Origin of the sequence: Hymenobacter coccineus, assembly GCF_001816125.1 — a bacterium.
In the GTDB taxonomy this organism is placed as follows: domain Bacteria; phylum Bacteroidota; class Bacteroidia; order Cytophagales; family Hymenobacteraceae; genus Hymenobacter; species Hymenobacter coccineus.
In genome coordinates, this window is the sequence record NZ_MDZA01000454.1 from 1 (window position 1) to 19,558 (window position 19,558).

The following is a 19,558-nucleotide window of genomic DNA, read 5'->3' on the forward strand; positions in this document are numbered from 1 at the left end:
CGCGCCTGGGGGCCTCTGCACGCCGCCCGCCTCGCCGTGCTGGCCCACGGCCACGCCGGCGACCTGGCCGCCGCCGAAACCGGCGAGGCCGGCCTCATTGCCGGCGACTTGGTGGCGCATATCGGGCCGGCGCTGCGTGACTTAACTACTTGATTGTTTATGCACTAATAAGCCATCCGAATGAGGAGCTGTCATGCTGAGCTTGCGAAGCATCTTGCCATCGCTGCGTAACTTGTCTTACCTGGATAAGGTGCTTTCTGCGGGACGCCAGATGAGTAGAACAACCCTCCACCCGAAGAGCCGCTAAATATTTAATGTCAGCGGGCGGTGATATTTCTCTTAAATCGGGATTAAGAAGCAACTCATCCTTCCTGCCCGCCATGCTCCTGACTGAAGTTTTGCCCGTGGCTCCCACCGCGGCCCCCGGCCTGCGCGCCGCGCTGCTGGCCGACCGCACCCGCACCCTGACGGACCTGTACCGGCGCACGTTTCCAGCGGTGCGGCGGCACGTGCTGCGGCGCGGCGGCACCGACCAGGATGCCCAAGACGTGTTTCAGGACGCGCTGGTCGTCTTCTACGAAAAAGCGGCGGCCGGGGCCCTAGCCCTCACCGCGGCGCCCGGCACCTACCTCGTGGCGGTGAGCCGCAACCTATGGCTGCGCGAGCTGGACCGCCGTGCCCGCCACCCGCGCACCGGCCTTGCGGCGGTGGAGGAGGGCCCCACCGAGGCCGCGGAGCCCGCCGCCGAAGAGCCCACCGAGCCGTTTTCCGTGCTGGCCTACGTAGAGCAGCTGAACGAAAAGTGCCGCAGCATCTTACTGGCTTACTACTACTTCCGGCAGCCGCTGGCGCAAATTGCCGCGGCCCACGGCTACGGCAGCGTGCGGTCGGCCACGGTGCAGAAGTTCAAGTGCCTGGAGCGCCTGCGCAACGCGGTGCGCGCGGCCTTCCCCCACGCCTTGCCCTGCTGATGCCATGCGCCCCGAACTAGAACGCTTGCGCGGCATTGAGCACTACTTGCTGGGGGCCCCGGATGCGCCGCCCCCCGCCGCGGCCCTGGCGGCCGACACTGAGGCCCAGCGCCGGGCCTACGGGGCCCTGCACCTGGCCGGCCAGCGGCAGTTGCGCCGCGAGCTGGCCGCCATTCACGAAACGCTGTACGGCCCCCGGGCGGGCCGCTGGGCGTGGACGGCCGCCGCGGCCGGCTTGCGCCTGGTATTTGCCCGCTGGGGCCGCCGCGCGTAGCCGTAGGCTCCCCCCCCCCCATTCATTTCACCCCAGGCCGTTGCGGCCGGGGCACCCAGCAAGGGGCCCCGGGTGGCCGCTGCGCGCCTGTTTTTTTCTTTTTGTATGCGTAATCAACCAGAATTTCGAAAATTTGCCGTGCACGGCCGCGGCGTCAACGGGTTGTTTTTCGACCAATACTTCCGGCACTTGGCCGGTGCGGGGCTCCCAGCCATCACGTGCATGACGCGCTCGGTGATTGAGGAGCGCCCCACGCGCTTCGCTGAAATCGACGTGTTTTCGCGCTTGATTATGGACCGCATCATCTTCCTGGGCCAAGCCGTGGACGACAACATTGCCAACATCATCAACGCTCAATTGCTGTTTCTGGAGTCGGCCGATGCGCGCAAGGACATTCTGCTCTACATCAATTCGCCGGGCGGGTCGGTGTACGCCGGCTTCGGCATGTACGACACCATGCAGTACGTGGCGCCCGACGTGGCCACGATTTGCACCGGGCTGGCGGCCAGCATGGGGGCGTTTCTGCTGTGCGGCGGCGCCCTCGGCAAGCGCTCGGCCCTGCCCCACGCCCGCGTCATGATTCACCAGCCCTCGGGCGGGGTGCAGGGCCCCTCGGCCGATATCGAAATCACGGCCCGCGAGGTGGTCAAGATCCGGCAGGAGCTCTACGGCATCTACGCCGAGCGCACCGGCAAAACCTACCAGCAAATCCACGACGACTCGGACCGCGACTACTGGCTGCGCGCCGACGAAGCCAAGGAATACGGCCTCATCGACGAAGTGCTGACGCGCCAGCCGGCCGAGCCCCGCGCCTAGCCCGGGGCCCCGTTCAGAAGATGAAATACGCCGCGGCTTGCACCAGCAGCACGCCGTCGTGATGAGGGCGAAGAAGTAATCGCTGCGCGACTCGTCGGCCGTGGCGATGACGGCGGCGGCCAGCACGCCGGGCAGCAGCACGGCCAGCGGGGCCGCGCCGCGCCACAGGCCCAGGGCCAGGGCCCCGGCCAGCAGCGCCAGCGCCAGCCACCGAGCCCCCGGCACCCCAGCACCCCCGGAAACGTGCCGGGGTGCCCGCCGCCCGGTCGCGCCCGTAGTCGCGGATGTCGAACACAATGGCCAGGGCCAGCACCAGCAAAAACCGCTGGTCGAGCAAGCCCTGGGCCTCGGCCCAGGGGCGGTGCAGGGCCAGCACGGGCAGCCCCACCGTGATGAGCGACCACACCCCAGCGATGAGGAACACCTTCAGCAGCGGCACGTCGCGCAGGGCCACGGGCCGGCCGCGCCACCGCCCCAGCGGCCACGAGTACAGCAACGCCAGCGCCGCCAGCGGCACCAGCAGTGGCAGGTAGTGCCACCAGCCATCGGAGAAAAACAGGTAGGCGCCGCCCAGCGCGGCGGCGGCGGCCAGCCCGGCCAGGGCCCCGCGGTGCCGCTGCTGCCACGCCTTGCGGCCCGAGGTACCGGCCGGCTCACGGTGCTTGAAGGGGCAGCACGGCGTCGAGGTTGTACACGAGCACCGTGGCGGCGAATACCAGCGCCACCACGCGCCCGCCCGGGGCCCCACCCAATGCCCCGGCCGCGGGCCACAGCCGCAGGGTGGCCGCCGTTTGGGCGGCGGCGGCGGCGGCCAGCCACGCGCTGCTGTAGAGCACGGCATCGAGCAGGCGCAGGGGCAACGGGCGGCGGAGCATGGACACAAAGAACGGCCCCGAAGCAAGCAGCAGCTTGCCCCGGGGCCGTCAAAACAGGCAGGTGGCGGGCGGGTTTAGCGCTTGCCGTTGCCGTAGGTTTCCTCGTAGAGCTTGATGCTGGCGTTGATGATGCGGTAGGCATCTTCGCGGCCCATGAAGCGCTCCACGCTCACGTGCTTGTGTTCCAGGGCTTTGTAATCTTCGAAGAAGCGCTGCATTTCGAGCAGCATGTGCGGGGGCAGGTCGGAGAGGTCGTTGTAGTGGTTCACCGAAATGTCGTTGGCGGCCACGGCGATGATCTTGTCGTCCTCCTCGTCCTGGTCCACCATCTGCATCACGCCGATGACCTTGGCCTCCACCAGGCACATGGGCACAATATCGACGGAGGAGAGCACCAGGATATCCAGCGGGTCCTTATCGTCGCAGTACGTCTGCGGAATGAAGCCGTAGGCAGCGGGGTAGTGCACGGCCGAGAACAGCACGCGGTCGAGCTTCAGCAGGCCGCTTTCTTTATCGAGCTCGTACTTGGCCTTGCTGCCTTTGGGGATTTCGATAATGGATTGCACCGTGTGCGGGAGGTTGTCGCCGCGCGACACGTCGTGCCAGGGGTTAAAGTGGGGGGTCATTCAGGGATGGGAAAATAGGGGAATCAAAAAAACGTGGGGCCCCGGCCGGCCCAAAAGTCAAGCGGTGCAAGCGCCCGCCGCCCGGCCGCGCACCCGAACGGGGCACCAAGTTACTGGGCCCCGGCCGAATATGCCTCAACGCATAAACGCGCCCCGGGTTGGCCCGGCCCAGTTTTAGGGCCCCGGGCGCCGCGGGGCCCCGGGCTCAGCGGCCCAGCACCTCGCGCAGCGGCGTGCCGGTGCAGCCGCTGGGCTCCTGGATGTGCAGCCACTGGGCCACCGTAGGGGCCACGTCGATGATTTTTACCGGCGCGGCCGACTCGCCGTGCTTCACGCCCCAGCCCCAGAACAGCAGCGGCACGTGGGTATCGTAGGCCCAGGAGGCGCCGTGGGTGGTGCCCTTCACCACCGGAAAGCCGTAGGCTTCGAGCCAGCCCGGCTCCAGCACGGCCAGTACGTCGCCCGAGCGCGGGGCATAAAAGCCATTTTCTTGGAACATGCCGGTGCCCTCACTCCAGTGGCCGCGCTGGAGGTCGGTGGCGGTGATGGCCTGCGCCACGTGGGGCAGGCGCAGCAGCAGGTCAGCCATTTCAGTTTGCACCTTGGCCAAGTCCAGGCCCTTCTGGGCCAGCAGCGGGCGGTTGAGGTACACCTGCTGGTTCTCGTAGTCGAGCACCCAGGCGCCGGGACCGTGGCGGCGCACCAGGGCCCGTTGCAGCGAGTCGCGCATCACGTTGGGCCCCACGCCGCCGCCGGGCAGCCGGTGGGCCTGCAAAAAGCCGGGCGACTGGTCGGCGGCGTGGTCGGCGGTGAGGAACACCAGCGCCTGGCCCTTGCCCACGGTTTTATCGAGGTAGTCGAGCACGCGGGCCAGGTCTTGGTCGAGGCGCAGGTAGGTATCCTCCGTTTCCACGGCCGTGGTGCCGAACTGGTGGCCCACGTAGTCGGTGCTGCTGAAGCTCAGGGCCAGGAAATCGGTTTGGCCGCGCTGGCCCATCTGCTCGGCCCGGATGGTTTCGATGGCAAAGTCGGCCGTGAGCGAGTTGCCGAACGGCGTAGAGCGGATCAGGTCCAGGTTTTGGGGCGTGGCCTTGGGTGCGGTTTCGCCGGTGGCCTTCAGCGTGGCGCTCACCACGGCCGGCAGCCCGGCGCTGAGCGTGGGCAAGTCGTGCGGGAAAACCGGCCGGTCCTCGCCCTTAAAGGCGCCTTCCCAGGGCTCGTCGTCGGGCGTACTTTCGGTGTACTGCGCGATGGGCAGCAGCGTGTTCCAGGGCTTGCTGAGGTATTCGGCGGCGTGGCCGGCGGCGTTGAACTTGCTCACCCACTCGGGCAGGGCCTGGGTGTAAAACGTGCTGCTAATGAAGGCCCCGTTGGCGCCGTCGTACCAGTAGGCGGCGTTGGCCGCGTGCCCGGCCGGCAAAATGCTGCCCCGGTCCTTGATGCACACGCCAATGGTTTTGCTCTGGAAATTAGTGGCCAGCCGCAGCTCATCGGTGATGGTGGTGGTGAGCAGGTGGCGCGGGCTCTGCTGCCCGGCCGCCGCCGAGCCGCCCACCGCCTGCACGGTCTTGTCCTCGGTTACGTAGGTGCTTTTGCCGTCCTCGCGCACAAACCAGTTGTTGCCCACAATGCCGTGGTTGGCCGGCGTGGTGCCAGTGTAAATGCTGCTGTGGCCGGGGCCCGTGTAGGTGGGCACGTAGTTGTAGTGGCAGCTGGCGTAGCTGAAGCCCTGCCCCAGCAGGCGCCGGAAGCCACCGCTGCCAAACTTGTCCCAGTAGCGGTACAGGTAGTCGTAGCGCATCTGGTCCACCACGATGCCCACCACCAGCTTGGGGCGCGGCACGGGCTTGGGGCCGGGCGGGGAAGCAGAGGCAGGGCCCACCAGCAGCGCAGCGGCCAGGGACAAGGCAGAGGCAAGGATTTTTTTCAAAGGAAAGGCAGAGGTGAAGGCACCACCGCGGCACCGCAAGGGGCAAAGGTACTGCTCGGTCTGCGGCCCCATCCGGCCCCCCGCCGTTAAGTTTCGTAGACCCTTTGCCCACTGGGGCCCCTAATTTCTTCCCCCAACTACCCGTTTTGCTCCCCGCCCTCATCTTCGACATGGACGGCGTTATCGTCGATAACACCGCCTACCAGGCCCGCGCCTTCCAGCTCCTGTTCCGCGACCTGGGCCTGACCACCAATGCCCGCGCTTTACTCAAGCGCCTGAATGGCATGCCCGCCACCGATATTCTGGCCTCCGTGTTTCGCCACCCCGTGCCCGCCAAGCAGCTCAAGGAGTACGCCGCCCAGCGCGAATTTCTCTACCGCACCCTGTACTGGAACAAGCGCCGCGCCACGGCGGGCCTCTTCGCGTTCCTGCAAGCCGCCCGCGCCGCTGGCCACCCCATCGGCCTGGGCACCGGCTCCGGGGGCCCCACGCTCAGCTACCTCCTCGACCACCTGGAGTTGCGGCAGTATTTCGACGTGGTGGTGGGCGAAGACGACGTGCGCCAAGGTAAGCCCCATCCCGACACCTTCGCCGTAGTGGCCCAAAAGCTGGGCGTAGCGCCCGCCGACTGCATAGTATTTGAGGACGCCGTACTGGGCGAGCAGGCCGCCTACCGGGCCGGTATGCGCTGCGTGGCCGTCACGTCGTCGCTGCCCGCTAAGGCGTTCCAGGCCCCATTGCTGTCGATTAAGGATTTTACTGGCCTCACCCCGGCCGAGCTGCTGGCCGCGTGGCAGGCGCAGCCGGCGGGCCCCCGGCCGCGCCGCCGCTAGCCGGGGGCCCAGGCCGCTAAGCCTGCGCCCAGCTTGGGGTTGCCAGCGCCCGCATCAGGTCGGGGGCCGTCGAGTACTCGCCTAAATCGAGCGGCAGGAAGTGCAGCCAGAACCGGCCCGGGGCCGCCGCCACGGCCGTGAACACGTATCCGGGCTCCTGCCGCAGGTTCACGCGCACACCGGCGTGGGCATCCACCAGCCAGATGGCTGTCGCCGAAAAATTATATAAGGCATCGGCCCACAACGCGTAGCGGCCCGGGGCCAAGCCGGCCACACTTAGCGCCACTGTGGTCGAATCCGTAAGTTGAGCCAGCGGCAGGGCATAGGCCACGGCCCCCGAACGGGCCGCCAGCCGCAGGGGCCCCACCGTAGCTTCAGCTTCGCCTTCGAAGCGAATTAGAATACCAGAGGATAGGCTATCGGGCCCATGCAACGTCAGGTGCAGTTGCGGGCGGAAGTCGTCGGGTTCAATGCGGGCTTCCGGCGTAGCATAGTCGTTGGCCGAGAAGCGGGACGCGCGCGCCTGAGCACCAGAAACCGCTTCGAAAAACTGGTTTTGCATGATCCAAGTAGGGTTTGCCTGCACCGAATGGGGCTTAGCGAAAGGAGAATGGGGGCCCTAGTTCCGCTTTTCACCGGGGCTTAGACAGATCAAGAAGAACGTACCGCCCCACCGGGCAACGGCAGGTTTACGGCTGCAAGCCAATTTTTTGCTAAAATATGCATTTTTTAGCATTCTGCCATCTCTGAATGACCTTTCCTTAGCCAAATGCAATAATTGTTCTACCTAAAAGTCAACCCATAGAATCCTCATCCCAGCAACGGTTTAGTAAAAAGCTCTTCCCTGCTATGACAGCAGCCCCCCCAAACGGCGTTTATCCCATAGCACCGGGCCGCACCAAACGCAAAAAGCCTCGGAACCTGTTGGTTCCGAGCTTTTTAGCAATAAATTCTTTTCTAGCCGGCCGCCAAAGCTTCGGCACCACCCACGATTTCGAGAATCTCGGTTGTGATGGCCGCTTGGCGCGTCCGGTTGTAGGTCAGCTTCAGCGATTTCAGCAACTCGCCGGCGTTTTCAGTGGCCTTGTCCATGGCCGTCATCCGGGCCCCGTGCTCCGAAGCGTTGCTTTCCAGCACCGCTTTGTAAAGCTGGATTTTCAGCGACTGCGGGATGAGTGTTTGCACAATCTCCTCCTTGCTGGGCTCGAAAACATAATCCACGTTGCTCGTGGGCGTAGCCGTTGCAGGGGCCTCAGCGGGTACTAGTGGCAACAGCTGCTCGGTGCGCACCACCTGCGTGGCCACGTTTCGGAACTCGTTGAACACCATTACCACTTCGTCGTACTGGCCATCGCGAAAACCGGCCATCGCCTGCTCCGCCGCCACGCGCACCGTGTCAAACGACAGTTGAGCAAACACGTGCGTGTAGTTGCCAACCAGGGGGCCCCGGCGGGCAAAGTAGTCGTTCGCCTTCTTGCCAATGGCCATCACCGAGATGTTGGCCGCTGGCAGGCTGGCGTAGCGCTGGGCTACCAAAGCATTAACTCCCTTGAAAACGTTGGAGTTAAACGCCCCGGCCAGACCCCGGTCCGACGTGATGGCGATAACCAGCACCTTGCGTACTTCGCGCACCGTACCGTAGTCGCTCACGAGGTCGTCGTCGGTCGCGCGGGTCAGGTTGGTCAGAATTGCATTCAGGCGCTGGGCATAGGGCCGCATGCGCACGATATTGTCCTGGGCCCGGCGCAGTTTGGCCGCCGCCACCATTTTCATGGCTTTGGTGATTTGCTGCGTGCTGCTCACCGACTGAATGCGGCTACGAACTTCTTTTAAACTAGCCATTTAGGTTAATTATGAGTTTTGAATTATGAATTATGAATTGCATAGGCTAACGCGCAAAGCGCTATCCGAGAGCTAACTCACAATTCATAACTCATAATTTACAACTGCTTATTACTTCGCGGCGTAGCGCGACGATACATCCTTGGCAACTTCGCGCATGGCCTTGATGCCCGCATCTTCGAGTTTGCCGGCCTTGAGGGCCTTGAGCACGTCGGGGTAGCGCGAGTTCATCGTTTGGGTATACTCTTTCTCGAACTCACGCACTTTGTTCACGGGCACGTTATCCAGCAAGCCGTTGGTAGCCGCGTAGATGATGGCCACTTGGTCCTCCACTTTCACCGGCGAAAACTGCGGCTGCTTGAGGATTTCCAGGTTGCGGCGGCCACGCTCAATCGTGAGCTTGGTCGAAGCATCGAGGTCCGAACCGAATTTAGCAAAGGCTTCCAGTTCACGGAATTGCGCTTGGTCAAGCTTCAGCGTACCCGATACCTTCTTCATCGACTTAATCTGGGCGTTACCACCCACGCGGCTCACTGAGATGCCCACGTTGATGGCTGGCCGCACACCAGAGTTGAAGAGGTTGGTTTCGAGGAAGATCTGGCCGTCCGTAATCGAAATTACGTTGGTCGGGATATACGCCGATACGTCACCAGCCTGCGTCTCAATCAGCGGCAAAGCCGTCAGCGAACCGCCGCCTTTCACGATGCCTTTAAGGCTCTCGGGCAGGTCGTTCATGTCGCGAGCAATGCTGTCCGAAGCGTTGATTTTAGCGGCCCGCTCCAGCAAGCGGCTGTGCAGGTAGAACACGTCGCCGGGGTAAGCCTCGCGTCCGGGAGGACGGCGGAGCAGCAGCGACACCTCACGGTAAGCCACGGCCTGCTTCGACAAGTCGTCGTACACCACCAAGGCCGGGCGGCCCGTGTCGCGGAAGAATTCGCCGATGGCGGCGCCGGTGAAAGGCGCATAAAATTGCAGCGGGGCTGGGTCGGCGGCCGAAGCCGATACCACCACGGTGTAGTCCATGGCGCCGCCCTTGGTTAGGGCATTCACCACCTGAGCCACCGTCGAGGCTTTCTGGCCCACGGCCACGTAAATGCAGAACACGGGCTCGCCGCGCTCAAAAAATTCACGCTGGTTAATAATTGTGTCGATGGCCACGGCCGACTTACCAGTTTGGCGGTCACCAATGATCAGCTCACGCTGGCCCCGGCCAATCGGAATCATAGCGTCTATGCTCTTGATGCCAGTTTGAAGCGGCTCCGTCACGGGCTGGCGGAAGATAACGCCCGGTGCTTTGCGCTCCAGCGGCATCTCGTACAGCTCGCCCTGGATGGGGCCCCGGCCGTCGATGGGCTGGCCGAGGGTGTTCACTACACGGCCCACAATGCCTTCGCCCACCTTAATGGAGGCAATCTTATTGGTGCGGCGCACGGTGGCACCTTCGCGGATTTCGCTGTAGTCGCCGAGCATTACGGCACCTACGTTGTCTTCTTCCAAGTTCAGCACAAGGGCCTGGAGGCCATTCTCGAACTCCAGCAATTCGCCCGACTGCGCTTTGGTCAGCCCGTAGATGCGGGCCACGCCGTCGCCCACCTGCAACACGGTGCCGACTTCTTCCAGCTCGGCTTCGGACTTGAAATTGGACAGCTGCTCCCGCAGGATTGCGGATACTTCGTCCGGACGTACTTCTGCCATGATGCTGATTTACAGTTGATTTTGATATGAATTTTCTTGCAGGGCGGTGCGCATCTTCCGCAGGCTGGAACGAACGGATTCGTCGAGCTGCACGTCACCCACCCGCAGCACGAAGCCACCAATTAGCGCCGGGTCTACCCTTTCGGCCAGCTCCACGCCGACGTGGCCAGACTGGCGCGTTACCTCGGCACGCATCTGCTCGCGCAGGGCGGGCGTGAGGGGCACGGCCGAAACAACTTCGGCCGTTTGGATGCCGCGCAATATATTGTACTGCACCTTGAACTCCACAGCGACGCTTTCCAGCGCACTTTCCCGGTTCTTCTGGGTCAGAATGGTAAAGAAGCGCATGGTCATGTCCGTCACCTTGCCTTTGAACAGCGCGGTGAGGATGGCCAGCTTCTTGTCATGCTTCACGATGGGGTTGCGTAACAGCAGGCGCAACTCGCGGCTGCCGCTCACTACCTGGTCCAGCAGGTCCATGTCCTGCTTCACCTGTTCCAGCGTGCCTTGCTCCTGTCCCAAGTCGAGGAGCGACTTGGCGTAGCGGGACGCCACTCGTTGGTCAGCCATGTGGTTTTAGTTGTCGGTTGTTGGTTATCAGTTGCCAGGCTAGTATTAGCAGTTAAAACGAACTGACAACCAACAACTGACAACTCACAACTAATTGAGCTTAACTTCTTTCAAATACGAATCCACAAGCTGCGTTTGGGCAGCTGGGTCTGCGAGTTCGCGGCGCAGGATGCGCTCGGCAATGTCGAGCGACAACTGGGCAGCGGTATTTTTCACTTCGGCCAAGGCCGCGTTCTTTTCGGTTTGGATGGCTTCGCGGGCCTGCTGCACGATGTGGTTGGCTTCGCTGGTGGCGCGGGCCTTCTCGGTTTCGCGGTGCTGGTTGGCCATTGCAGTGGCTTCCTGCATCATGCGGTCGCGCTCCAGGCGGGCATCGGCCAGCAATTTTTCATTGCCAGCGCGTAGCTGCTGCATTTCCAGCTTGGCCTGGTCGGCCATGCGCAGCGCGCTTTCAATGCTGTCCTCCCGCTCCTTCAGCGACCCCAGGATGGGCTTCCAGGCGAACTTGGCCAGCAAAAGGAAGAGAATCAGGAAAATCAGGGTTTGCCAGAATAGCAAGCCAAATTCAGGGGTGATGAGCGACATAGTATCAGCGATTTAACATCCTGGCTAACAAAAGGGCAAAGAATTCGGTGCCGCCGGGCGGCATCATAATGGCACGCCTCGGTGGGGGCCCCAGCCCGTAACGAAGGAAAACCCGGCGCAGCTGGCCCTAGTCTACCGCAGTAGGCTAGGACCAGCCGGCCGGGGGCCCACTAATACAACTATTTCAGGTTCAGCGCGATGAGCAAGCAAACCACCACGGCAAACAGGGCCGCGCCCTCAATCAGAGCCGCTACAATCAGCATAGCGGTCTGGATTTTACCCGAAGCCTCTGGCTGACGGCCAATGGCATCCATGGCGCTGCCACCGATGCGGCCGATACCCAAGCCAGCGCCGATAATAGCCAAACCGGCACCAATGCCAGCACCCATTACGGCCAGACCAACAGAATTAACAACTTGCAGTAACAACGAGAGAAGCATGGTAAAAGGGAAGTGTGTTGAAAAAATGAAAACGCAAAAATAGGTACAGGGCGCCGGACTAGGACCCCAGAGGCACTAGCTTTAGTGAGCGGCTACGTCGGAACGGGTGATGTTGCCCAGATTGGAGCCACCATGCGACTGCTCGGCGGTGCCAAAGTCATCCTCGTGGTGGTGCTCTTCAACAGCGCTACCGATGTACATAGCCGTGAGCAGCGTGAAGATATACGCTTGGAGAATGGACACCAGTAACTCCAATAGGCTGATGAATAAGCCGAAGGGAACCGATAGAAAACCAGCTCCAGCCGAACGGAAAATGAAAATCAGGCTGATGAAACTTAGAATAATAATGTGGCCGGCCGTGATGTTAGCGAATAGCCGCACCGCGAGTGAGAAGGGCTTCACAATTATCCCTACCAATTCAACCGGTATCATGATGATGTAAAGCGCCCACGGCACCCCGGGAGGCGCGAAAATGTGTCCCCAGTAGTTTTTATTACTACTGAACAGCGTAATAATCAGCGTGAGAATAGCCAGCATGGCCGTCACGGCCACGTTGCCGGTCAGGTTGGCGGCCCCAGGCGTGAGTCCCAGCAGGTTGTTGAACCAGATGAAAAAGAATAGCGTGAGCAGGTACGGCATGTAGCGCTCGTACTTGGGGCCGATGCTTTTTTTGGCTACCTCATCGCGGATGAAGATCACGAAAGGCTCTAGGAATGACTGCATGCCCGTGGGGGCCTTCCCAACCCGGCGGCGGTAGCCGCGGGCCACCGACGTGAACACAATGACCAAAACCAAGCTGCTTATGATGAGGGCCGCCACGTTTTTGGTTATAGAGAAATCGTATACTGGGCTGCCGTCCAGCGTGGTCAGGTGCTCATCCTCGAGCTTGAGGTTTTCGTAGCTTTTACCTTCGGCTATTTTCTCCGAGGAGAAGACCAACATACCCTTGCCCGGCTGGTAGGCGATGATGGGGAAGTAGCTAACGAAATTCCCGTTGTCGGTCGAGAACCAATGCCACTCGTGGGAGTCGGCGACGTGGTGCAAAATAACTTCCCCCGGGTTGAAGGATCCGGCCGACTCAGCGCCCTTGGCGGGCTCTTGGGCAAAAACCGGCAGGGTTAACAGAAAAAGGAGAATCGACAGTAAATGCTTCATTCAAACAGACTTAATATCACAAACTGGAGTAACTAACTACTACTCCGGTACTTGTTTTTTTGAAAACGGCCGCAAGTTAGTCAAAATAGCCCAAATTTCAAACCCAGCAAAGAGAAAGTACAATATGAAGAAGGCCCCCAGGAACGTATAGGTGGCCCGCCCGGCGTGGGCACCGCCGTTGTAGAGGTAGGCGAGAACGGCTGCCAAGCCGACTACCAGCCGGAGCGCCACAGAGCCGAAATAGGCCGCCATGAAGTTGTCGGGGTTGGCGCGCACGGCGCGCGCCGTGATAGCCAGGCCAATGAAGGTGAGAGCTGCTAAGCCGGCAAATAGGGACGGCGTCAGCGGGTGCACCGCAGCGGCCCCGAAGGCGGCGTACAGCCCGTAGAGAGCCAGGCCCACCACGCAACAAAAGGCCACGAATGGCCGGAAAAAAGCGGACATGAGGAAGCCGGCGCTAGGCGCTGTTGGTGAGGGAACGGATGACTTGGTAGAGGGCCAGGAGCACGCCCGCCAGCATGAGCCCGATGGTGAACCACGGCGTTTGGGTACGGTAGTGGCCGTCGAGCCACGTGCCGGCCCAGGCGCTGAGGCCGATGGTGGCCAGCATCTGGAAGGCGATGCCCGAGTACTTGCCGATGGCGCGCAGACGGTCGTTGCCGGCGGGGTCGGATTTGGGCTCGGGGCCGGCGGCGGGTGGGAGGGGCATGAGCGGGACGTGAAGGACGGGGCGCAAAGCTACGGCGCAGACCGGGCGGGGGTTTAGGCGGGGAAACGTAATTTTACCCGGCTGCCGCCGTTGGTACGGCGCAGGCGCGCGTTGCCGGGCGAACATTTTCGGCCCCCAGCGGCGTTGGGGCCCCAGCAGCCGGCTTTTTCCTTTTCCCTTGGCTTTGACGAATTACTCGCTGAATTTTCGCTGGCTAGCCTGGTCCGGGCTGCTGCTGGGCCTCGGGTGGCTGGCCGGCTGCGCGTCGAGCACCGGCGTGGTGGGCCACGCCATCAACAACGTGGCGGCGCGCGACAATGCCTACTTCCTGGCCCGCGAGCAGCTGCGCGCCACGGAAACCAAACTGTACGCGGGGCGCGTGAACGACTACAACCAGCGGCTGCCGCTGTTTCCGACGCTGGACAGCGCCAGCGTGCGGGCCAACCGCGCCGATTTGAACGGCATCATCAAGCGGGCATCCATGCCAATCCAGAACCGGCCGGGCTCGGACTGGACCGACGACGCCTACCTGCTGGTGGCCTGGGCCCGGTTTTACTCGATGCAGTTCGACGACGCGGCCCTGACGTTTAAGTACGTGAACTCGACCAGCAAGGACCCCAACGCCCAGCACGAGGGCCTGATCGGGCTGATGCGCACCTTTGTGGCCACCGACCAGCTGGAGAGCGCCAAGGCCGTGTCGGACCTGCTGGACCGGGAAGTAGGGACCCCGGCCGACGCCCGCGAGCTGTTCCTGACCCGCGCCGATTACTACCTGCGCACTGAGGAGCCGAAGCTGGCCATTCCGCAACTGGAGCGGGCCGTGCCCCTCATTGAGCTCAAGAACGAGCGCTCGCGCACTCGCTACCTGCTGGCCCAGCTTTACCAGGAGCAAGGCGACGACCAAAAGGCGGTGGAGCAGCTTAACGACATTCTGGCTCACAACCCGCCCTATGAGCTGGACTTTTTCAGCAAGCTGCTGCTGGCGCAGGTATCGGGGCTGGATGCGGAGAACAAGGCGCGGCTCGACAAGTACTTTGCCGGGCTGCTGAAGGACCCGAAGAACAAGGAGTACCACGACAAGATTTACTACGAGCTGGCACGGCTGGCCTACCGCCAGAAAGACTACGCTGGGGCCCTGGCCCAGCTGCGCACTTCTGCTAAAGCCACCACTACCAACCGCTCCCAGAAGAGCTACACCTACCTGCTGGCGGGGCGCATTTACTACGAGAACTTGCAAAAATTCCGCCTCGCGGCGGCCTATTACGACAGCACGGTGCAGAACATGAGCCAGACGGCGCGCACCTACGTGGCCGTGAAGGAGCGGGCCGATATTCTGAAGGAGTTTGCCAAGCAGTACACCATCGTCGAAACCCAGGACAGCCTCCAGGCGCTGGTGCGGCTGGAGCCGGGGGCCCTCGACCAGCGCCTCGACCAGTACGCCACCGCCGAGCTAGCGGCCCGCGAGGCAGCGCTGGCCAAGAAGCTGCTGGCCGACAAAATTCAGGCCCGCGCCGCGGAGCTGGCCGGCCGGCCGAGCCTCACCAACAGCAGCTCGCTGAGCAACTTGCCCAGCGGCCAGTCGAACGTCGACCCGCTGGCGTTTGACCCCACCGCCGCCGGCACCGGGGCCCAGTGGTACTTCGACAACCCCGCCACGCTGGGCACGGCGCGCCCGACTTCCTGCGCAAGTGGGACAACCGCCGCTTGCAGGACAACTGGCGCACCAGCAGCCAATCCAACAGCGCCAACCAGGTGGCCAACGGCAACGTGCCCGTCACCACCACAGGCAACGACGAAACCCGCGTGAACCCCACCACGGGGGCCCCCGATGGCCCCCGCGTGGCTCCCGTGGTGGACCCCGCCGCCGAGAAGCGCGACCTAGTGGTGCAGTACCGCCAGGACCTGCCCACGACGCCCGAAAAGCTGCAAGCCTCTAACAAACAGGTTGAAGCGGCGCTGTACGAGCTGGGCAACATCTACAAAGAGCAGCTGAAGGAGCGCGACCGGGGCATTGCCACCTACGCCCAGCAGGTGCAGCGCTTCCCCCGGGGCCCCAACGCGCCCGACGCTTATTACCTGCTGTATCTGCACTACAAGGCGTTGCCTAATGCGGAAAGGGCTGCGGAGTACGCGGCGGCTTTGCAGCGCGACTTTCCGCAGTCGCTCTACGCCAAGCTCATTGCCGACCCGCAGTACCGCGAGCACGAGCTGGCCCTCCACAAGGCCGTGGCCAGCCGCGTCGATTCGGCGTTTGTGCTCTACAAAAACCAGGAGTTCCGCAAGGCCTCGGCCATACTGGCCCGCACCGAGCAGCAGTACCCCAAGAACGACCTCAGCGACCGGGTGGCGTACCTGAAGACGCTGCTCGTAGTGCGGACCCAGCCGCCAGTTACGGCCCGCGGCATGGTGGAGAAGTTCTACAAAGACTTTCCCGACAGCCCCTTGGTGCCCGAAGCGCGGGCCCTAGCCAGCACTTATAAACGGCAGGACGCCGGCCAAATTACCGGGGCCCTGGCCTCGACGGACAAGCCGGCAATATCGAGATTCCGCCCCGGCGAAATCGACAACCGGCTCCGCGTTTACTACAGCAACGAAGAATCGCCGGCCGCAGCCGTAACGCCAGTGCCGGCCGCGGCCACGCCTTTAGTGGTACCAGCAGGGGCCCCGGAAGCGGTGCCAGCTACGGGGGCCCCCAAGGGCTCATCGAAACCGACGGTGCCGGGGCGGAGGGCCCAGAAGAATGCACCCAAGGCAGCCGCCCCAGGTGCCCCTGCTGCAACTACGCCCGCGGCGGTGGTGCCCGGAGCGGTAGTGCCCGGGGCGGCCCCCACGCCGGCAGCTGGGGCCCCCGCCCCCGCCGGTACACCGGTCCCCGCGGGGGCCCCGGTACCAGCGCCCGAACCGAATGCTACCGCCGCCGCCGCTACTGCGCCCGCAGCCACCGCGCCCCCTGCGCCCGCCACGGCCTACAGCACGCAGTTGAGCGCGGCTCATGCCGTGGTGCTGGTGTTTCCGAAGGGCGCGCCGCCGGTGGCGAACTTGGACGCGGCCCTGGATACGTACAACCACCGCTGGTTCCGTGACGTGAACTTACAGGTGCAGGCCGAGGCCCTCGACGATAAGCAGGACCTGTTGGTGGTGCGCGCCCTAACCGGGGCCAAGGTGGCCCAGAGCTACGCTGTGAAGCTGCGGGGGCCCCAGTCGCCGCTGGGGCGGCTGCGCGGGCAGGGTTTCCAAGTGGTGGTCATTAGCCTCGAGAACCTGGCGCTGCTGCAAAGCTCCGGTGATCTGGCCGGCTACGAAGCGTTTTTCCAGAAAGTGTACAAGTAGGGCCCCGGGCGGCGGTGGCGGGCTGCCGGCTTTTCGCCGGCTGCCCGCTAATCGTTGAATCGCTGAATCTTGGCTACGTAGTTATGGCTTTTTGGGAGCTTGAGGGGCTACCGGATAGCCGGCGCAGCGCTGGCCGCCCGGGGTTAAGGCCCCTTTTTTGCTAGCAGGCCCGCGGCTCGCGCCGTGGGCTTTATTTTTGCCTGTTGATTTTGCTCTTACTTGCTTATGCCTGACTACTCTGCTGCTCCGCCCCGCCGGCCCAAAGGGGGCCCTGCGCCGGCCCGGCCAGGGCGCTACACAGCTTTTGTGCGCACGCTGTGGGTGCTGTTTGTGAGCGGCGTGCTGGTGGCCGGGGGCTACGTGCTGGCCGTGAATAGCAACTTCCTGAACCTGTTCGGGCGGATGCCGAACCTGAAATCGCTCGAAAACCCGCGCTCCGAGCTGGCCTCAGAAATCTATTCCGCCGACGGCGTGCTGCTGGGCAAGTATTTCCGCGAAAACCGCACGCCCGCTGAGTACAAAGACCTGCCTCAGAACCTGATTGACGCGCTGGTGGCTACCGAAGACGTGCGCTTCGAGCAGCACTCGGGCATCGACCCGCGCAGCATTTCGCGGGCTGTGGTGGCACTGGGGCGTGGTGGTGGGGGCTCCACCCTCACGCAGCAGGTGGCCAAGGTGCTCTTCAAAACCCGGCCCGACCAGCCTAATACCCTGAACGACGGCCTACTGAACGGCAGCGGCAAAGTGGGCATTTTGGTGGCCAAAACCAAGGAGTGGCTGCTGGCCATCCGGCTGGAGCGCAACTACACGAAGCGCGAAATCCTGCGCATGTACCTAAACACGGTGGAGTACGGCTCGAACGCTTACGGTATCAACACGGCGGCCAAGACGTTCTTCAACAAGGCCCCGCGCAACCTGACGACGCCAGAGGCGGCCACGCTGGTGGGCATCGTGAACGCGCCCGGCCGCTTCAGCCCCAAGGTGCACCCCGACCGCTCGCGTCGCCGCCGCAACTGGGTGCTGCGCCAGATGGCCAAGGCCCACTACATCCCGGCCAACGAGTTGGCCGCCGACACGGCCCAACCCATCGTGCTGCACTACAGCGTAGAGAACGCGGCCAAGGGCCTGGCCCCCTACTTCCGTACCGAGGTGGCGAAGTCGCTGCTGGCCTGGGCCAAGGAGACGGACCACGACCTCTACGCCGACGGCCTGAAGATTTACACCACCATCGACTCGCGCATGCAGCAGCACGCCGAGGCGGCCGTGAACGAGCATCTAGCCTTGCAGCAGAAGTGGTTTTCGGCCCACTGGAAGGGTCAATTGCCCTGGCGCGACGAGAACGGCAAGGTCATCCCCAACTTCCTGAACATCTCGATGCGCCGCACCGAGCGCTATAAGTCGCTGATGAAGATCTACGACGGCAACCGCGACTCGGTGAACTATTACCTGCGCAAAAAGTACAAGATGCAGGTGTTCAGCTGGCAGGGCGAGAAGGAAGTGCTGATGTCGCCGCTCGACTCGCTGGCCTATTACAAGCGCTACTTGCAGGCCGGGTTCATGGCCATGAACCCGCTGAACGGCCAGGTAAAGGCCTGGGTCGGGGGCCCTAATTTCAAGTATTTCAAGTTCGACCACGTGCGCCAGGGCAAGCGCCAGCCGGGCTCTACCTTCAAGCCGATTGTATACACGGCGGCCATCGACCAGGGCTACTCGCCGTGCTACCCGCGGCCCGACGTAGCCACTACCTTCCCGGCCGTGGCCGGTAGGGCCCCCTACACGCCCCAGAACTTCGAGGGCGGCTACTCGGGCCGCACCTTTACCCTGCGCCAAGCCTTGGCTCGCTCCATGAATTCCATCACGGCGTGGCTGGTGTACAAGCTCACGCCCGAAATTGTGGTGGGCTACGCCAAGCGCCTGGGCATCACCTCGCCCGTGGACGCGGTGCCGTCGGTTGGCTTCGGGGCTTCCGATTGCAGCATTTTTGAGCTGTGCGGGGTATACGCCACCTTCGTGAACAAGGGCGTGTGGACCGCGCCGGTAATGGTAACCCGCATCGAGGACAAGAACGGCAACGTGCTACGCGAATTTCAGCCCCAAACCAAGGAGGTGCTGAGCGAGGAAACGGCCTACATCATGACCAACATGCTGCAAGCCAGTACCACCGAGCCCGGCGGCACCAGCACCATTCTGCACACGGGCTTCAAGTTCCCTAACGAAATCGGAGCCAAAACCGGCACCACTTCCAACTATTCCGACGCCTGGTTCATGGGCATCACCCCCGACCTTGTCTGCGGCATGTGGATTGGCGGCGAGGACCGGAGCATCCACTTCCGCACCGGGGCCTACGGCCAGGGGGCCCGGCTGGCGCTGCCGCTCTACGGCATCTTCATGAAGAAAGTGTACGCCGACAAGGACATCGCCATCAACCGGGGCCCCTTCCCGCTGCCGGCCAAGCCGCTGAGCATCGAGATTGACTGCTCGAAGTACACCGGCGCGGCCCAGCGCGACACCATCCCTTACGACCGAAAGATGGCCCAGCCCGACTTGGATGGCCCCGACAAACAGGATATTTAGATCACTGATTTTGCCTTATTAACCGTGATTTCGCTGATTTAACGAGGTAATTTTTAAAATGGCTGGCGACTTTTGCCAGCCATTTTCTGTTACTGTTAGCTTATCCTACCCGGACACATAAATTAGCAAACCCACGATTGACCCACGATCTAATCAGCGCAATCACGACTAATCAGCGATTCATGGCAGCCTCTTCCGACCTCCAAGCCCAGATTAACCACCTCCCCCACGGCCGGGGTGTACAAGTATTTCGACGACGAGGGCATCATCTACGTGGGCAAGGCCATCGACCTGCGCAAGCGGGTGAGCAGCTACTTCAACAAGAACGACCAC

20 protein-coding genes are annotated in these 19,558 nt (G+C 62.9%); 7 read left to right on the forward strand and 13 right to left on the reverse strand.

Annotated elements, in window-relative coordinates:
* Positions 1-380: 380 nt before the first annotated feature.
* From BEN49_RS24465 to BEN49_RS24475, 3 genes are all read left to right on the forward strand, one after another.
* Complete coding sequence (locus BEN49_RS24465; protein ID WP_070747539.1) at positions 381-971, forward strand: RNA polymerase sigma factor; 591 nt, start codon at positions 381-383, stop codon at positions 969-971.
* A gap of 4 nt (positions 972-975) precedes the next feature.
* The gene (locus tag BEN49_RS24470) at positions 976-1,245 is read left to right on the forward strand and encodes a hypothetical protein (protein WP_070747540.1); all 270 of its coding nucleotides are present in this window, start codon (positions 976-978) and stop codon (positions 1,243-1,245) included.
* Between the two features lie 105 nt (positions 1,246-1,350).
* Positions 1,351-2,061 carry a ClpP family protease gene (locus BEN49_RS24475; RefSeq protein ID WP_070747542.1) on the forward strand — a complete coding sequence of 237 codons (711 nt, stop codon included), beginning with the start codon at positions 1,351-1,353 and terminating at the stop codon, positions 2,059-2,061.
* Positions 2,062-2,074: 13 nt separating this feature from the next.
* Here BEN49_RS24475 and BEN49_RS24480 read toward each other — a convergent pair whose 3' ends face one another.
* The 4 genes from BEN49_RS24480 to pafA form a co-directional block, all read right to left on the reverse strand.
* The gene (locus BEN49_RS24480; protein ID WP_158023076.1) at positions 2,075-2,809 is read right to left on the reverse strand and encodes a UbiA prenyltransferase family protein; all 735 of its coding nucleotides are present in this window, start codon (positions 2,807-2,809) and stop codon (positions 2,075-2,077) included.
* Positions 2,715-2,936 carry a hypothetical protein gene (locus BEN49_RS24485; protein WP_070747546.1) on the reverse strand — a complete coding sequence of 74 codons (222 nt, stop codon included), beginning with the start codon at positions 2,934-2,936 and terminating at the stop codon, positions 2,715-2,717. The genes BEN49_RS24480 and BEN49_RS24485 overlap by 95 nt, the downstream gene beginning before the upstream one ends.
* Positions 2,937-3,010: 74 nt before the next feature.
* On the reverse strand, positions 3,011-3,562 hold the full coding sequence (locus tag BEN49_RS24490) for an inorganic diphosphatase (protein ID WP_070747550.1): 552 nt from the start codon (positions 3,560-3,562) through the stop codon (positions 3,011-3,013).
* 205 nt (positions 3,563-3,767) lie between these two features.
* Complete coding sequence (gene pafA, locus BEN49_RS24495; protein ID WP_239692092.1) at positions 3,768-5,492, reverse strand: alkaline phosphatase PafA; 1,725 nt, start codon at positions 5,490-5,492, stop codon at positions 3,768-3,770.
* Between the two features lie 146 nt (positions 5,493-5,638).
* Between pafA and BEN49_RS24500 the strand changes: the two genes are divergently transcribed.
* Positions 5,639-6,325 carry an HAD family hydrolase gene (locus BEN49_RS24500; RefSeq protein WP_083326450.1) on the forward strand — a complete coding sequence of 229 codons (687 nt, stop codon included), beginning with the start codon at positions 5,639-5,641 and terminating at the stop codon, positions 6,323-6,325.
* Positions 6,326-6,341: 16 nt separating this feature from the next.
* Here the strand turns inward: BEN49_RS24500 and BEN49_RS24505 are convergent, their stop codons facing one another.
* The 9 genes from BEN49_RS24505 to BEN49_RS26195 all read right to left on the reverse strand — a co-directional run bounded on the left by BEN49_RS24505 (position 6,342) and on the right by BEN49_RS26195 (position 13,321).
* Complete coding sequence (locus tag BEN49_RS24505) at positions 6,342-6,887, reverse strand: hypothetical protein (protein WP_070747556.1); 546 nt, start codon at positions 6,885-6,887, stop codon at positions 6,342-6,344.
* 395 nt (positions 6,888-7,282) lie between these two features.
* Positions 7,283-8,167 carry an ATP synthase F1 subunit gamma gene (atpG, locus tag BEN49_RS24510; RefSeq protein WP_070747559.1) on the reverse strand — a complete coding sequence of 295 codons (885 nt, stop codon included), beginning with the start codon at positions 8,165-8,167 and terminating at the stop codon, positions 7,283-7,285.
* Positions 8,168-8,278: 111 nt separating this feature from the next.
* A complete protein-coding gene (gene atpA, locus BEN49_RS24515) occupies positions 8,279-9,862 on the reverse strand; it encodes a F0F1 ATP synthase subunit alpha (protein WP_070747563.1) in 1,584 nt (527 codons plus the stop codon).
* Positions 9,863-9,871: 9 nt separating this feature from the next.
* The gene (gene atpH / locus BEN49_RS24520; RefSeq protein ID WP_070747569.1) at positions 9,872-10,432 is read right to left on the reverse strand and encodes an ATP synthase F1 subunit delta; all 561 of its coding nucleotides are present in this window, start codon (positions 10,430-10,432) and stop codon (positions 9,872-9,874) included.
* 90 nt (positions 10,433-10,522) lie between these two features.
* Entirely contained in the window at positions 10,523-11,017 is a 495-nt protein-coding gene (locus BEN49_RS24525; protein WP_070747572.1) for a F0F1 ATP synthase subunit B, read from the reverse strand.
* A gap of 179 nt (positions 11,018-11,196) precedes the next feature.
* Positions 11,197-11,457 (reverse strand): ATP synthase F0 subunit C, encoded by a 261-nt coding sequence (gene atpE / locus BEN49_RS24530; RefSeq protein WP_070747576.1) that lies wholly within the window; start codon positions 11,455-11,457, stop codon positions 11,197-11,199.
* Positions 11,458-11,538: 81 nt separating this feature from the next.
* Positions 11,539-12,612 (reverse strand): F0F1 ATP synthase subunit A, encoded by a 1,074-nt coding sequence (gene atpB, locus BEN49_RS24535; RefSeq protein WP_070747580.1) that lies wholly within the window; start codon positions 12,610-12,612, stop codon positions 11,539-11,541.
* Between the two features lie 39 nt (positions 12,613-12,651).
* Positions 12,652-13,056 (reverse strand): hypothetical protein, encoded by a 405-nt coding sequence (locus tag BEN49_RS24540; protein WP_125917229.1) that lies wholly within the window; start codon positions 13,054-13,056, stop codon positions 12,652-12,654.
* A gap of 13 nt (positions 13,057-13,069) precedes the next feature.
* Positions 13,070-13,321 (reverse strand): AtpZ/AtpI family protein, encoded by a 252-nt coding sequence (locus BEN49_RS26195; protein WP_158023077.1) that lies wholly within the window; start codon positions 13,319-13,321, stop codon positions 13,070-13,072.
* 178 nt (positions 13,322-13,499) lie between these two features.
* On the opposite strand from BEN49_RS26195, the gene porW reads away from it, so the two are divergent.
* The 3 genes from porW to BEN49_RS31315 all read left to right on the forward strand — a co-directional run.
* Positions 13,500-15,128, forward strand: a complete 1,629-nt coding sequence (gene porW / locus BEN49_RS31310) for a type IX secretion system periplasmic lipoprotein PorW/SprE (protein WP_498366040.1) — start codon at positions 13,500-13,502, stop codon at positions 15,126-15,128.
* Positions 15,129-16,876: 1,748 nt separating this feature from the next.
* Complete coding sequence (locus BEN49_RS24560; RefSeq protein ID WP_083326452.1) at positions 16,877-19,225, forward strand: penicillin-binding protein 1A; 2,349 nt, start codon at positions 16,877-16,879, stop codon at positions 19,223-19,225.
* Positions 19,226-19,498: 273 nt separating this feature from the next.
* Positions 19,499-19,558: hypothetical protein (locus BEN49_RS31315; RefSeq protein WP_498366041.1), on the forward strand; the 60-nt coding region annotated here is incomplete at its 3' end.

Coding starts and splice junctions, on each gene's coding strand:
- BEN49_RS24465 (WP_070747539.1), top strand. CDS start 381: ATGCTCCTGACTGAAGTTTTGCCCGTGGCTCCCACCGCGGCCCCCGGC.
- BEN49_RS24470 (WP_070747540.1), top strand. CDS start 976: ATGCGCCCCGAACTAGAACGCTTGCGCGGCATTGAGCACTACTTGCTG.
- BEN49_RS24475 (WP_070747542.1), top strand. CDS start 1,351: ATGCGTAATCAACCAGAATTTCGAAAATTTGCCGTGCACGGCCGCGGC.
- BEN49_RS24485 (WP_070747546.1), bottom strand. CDS start 2,936: ATGCTCCGCCGCCCGTTGCCCCTGCGCCTGCTCGATGCCGTGCTCTAC.
- BEN49_RS24490 (WP_070747550.1), bottom strand. CDS start 3,562: ATGACCCCCCACTTTAACCCCTGGCACGACGTGTCGCGCGGCGACAAC.
- BEN49_RS24505 (WP_070747556.1), bottom strand. CDS start 6,887: ATGCAAAACCAGTTTTTCGAAGCGGTTTCTGGTGCTCAGGCGCGCGCG.
- atpG (WP_070747559.1), bottom strand. CDS start 8,167: ATGGCTAGTTTAAAAGAAGTTCGTAGCCGCATTCAGTCGGTGAGCAGC.
- atpA (WP_070747563.1), bottom strand. CDS start 9,862: ATGGCAGAAGTACGTCCGGACGAAGTATCCGCAATCCTGCGGGAGCAG.
- atpH (WP_070747569.1), bottom strand. CDS start 10,432: ATGGCTGACCAACGAGTGGCGTCCCGCTACGCCAAGTCGCTCCTCGAC.
- BEN49_RS24525 (WP_070747572.1), bottom strand. CDS start 11,017: ATGTCGCTCATCACCCCTGAATTTGGCTTGCTATTCTGGCAAACCCTG.
- atpE (WP_070747576.1), bottom strand. CDS start 11,457: ATGCTTCTCTCGTTGTTACTGCAAGTTGTTAATTCTGTTGGTCTGGCC.
- atpB (WP_070747580.1), bottom strand. CDS start 12,612: ATGAAGCATTTACTGTCGATTCTCCTTTTTCTGTTAACCCTGCCGGTT.
- BEN49_RS24540 (WP_125917229.1), bottom strand. CDS start 13,056: ATGTCCGCTTTTTTCCGGCCATTCGTGGCCTTTTGTTGCGTGGTGGGC.
- BEN49_RS26195 (WP_158023077.1), bottom strand. CDS start 13,321: ATGCCCCTCCCACCCGCCGCCGGCCCCGAGCCCAAATCCGACCCCGCC.
- BEN49_RS24560 (WP_083326452.1), top strand. CDS start 16,877: ATGCCTGACTACTCTGCTGCTCCGCCCCGCCGGCCCAAAGGGGGCCCT.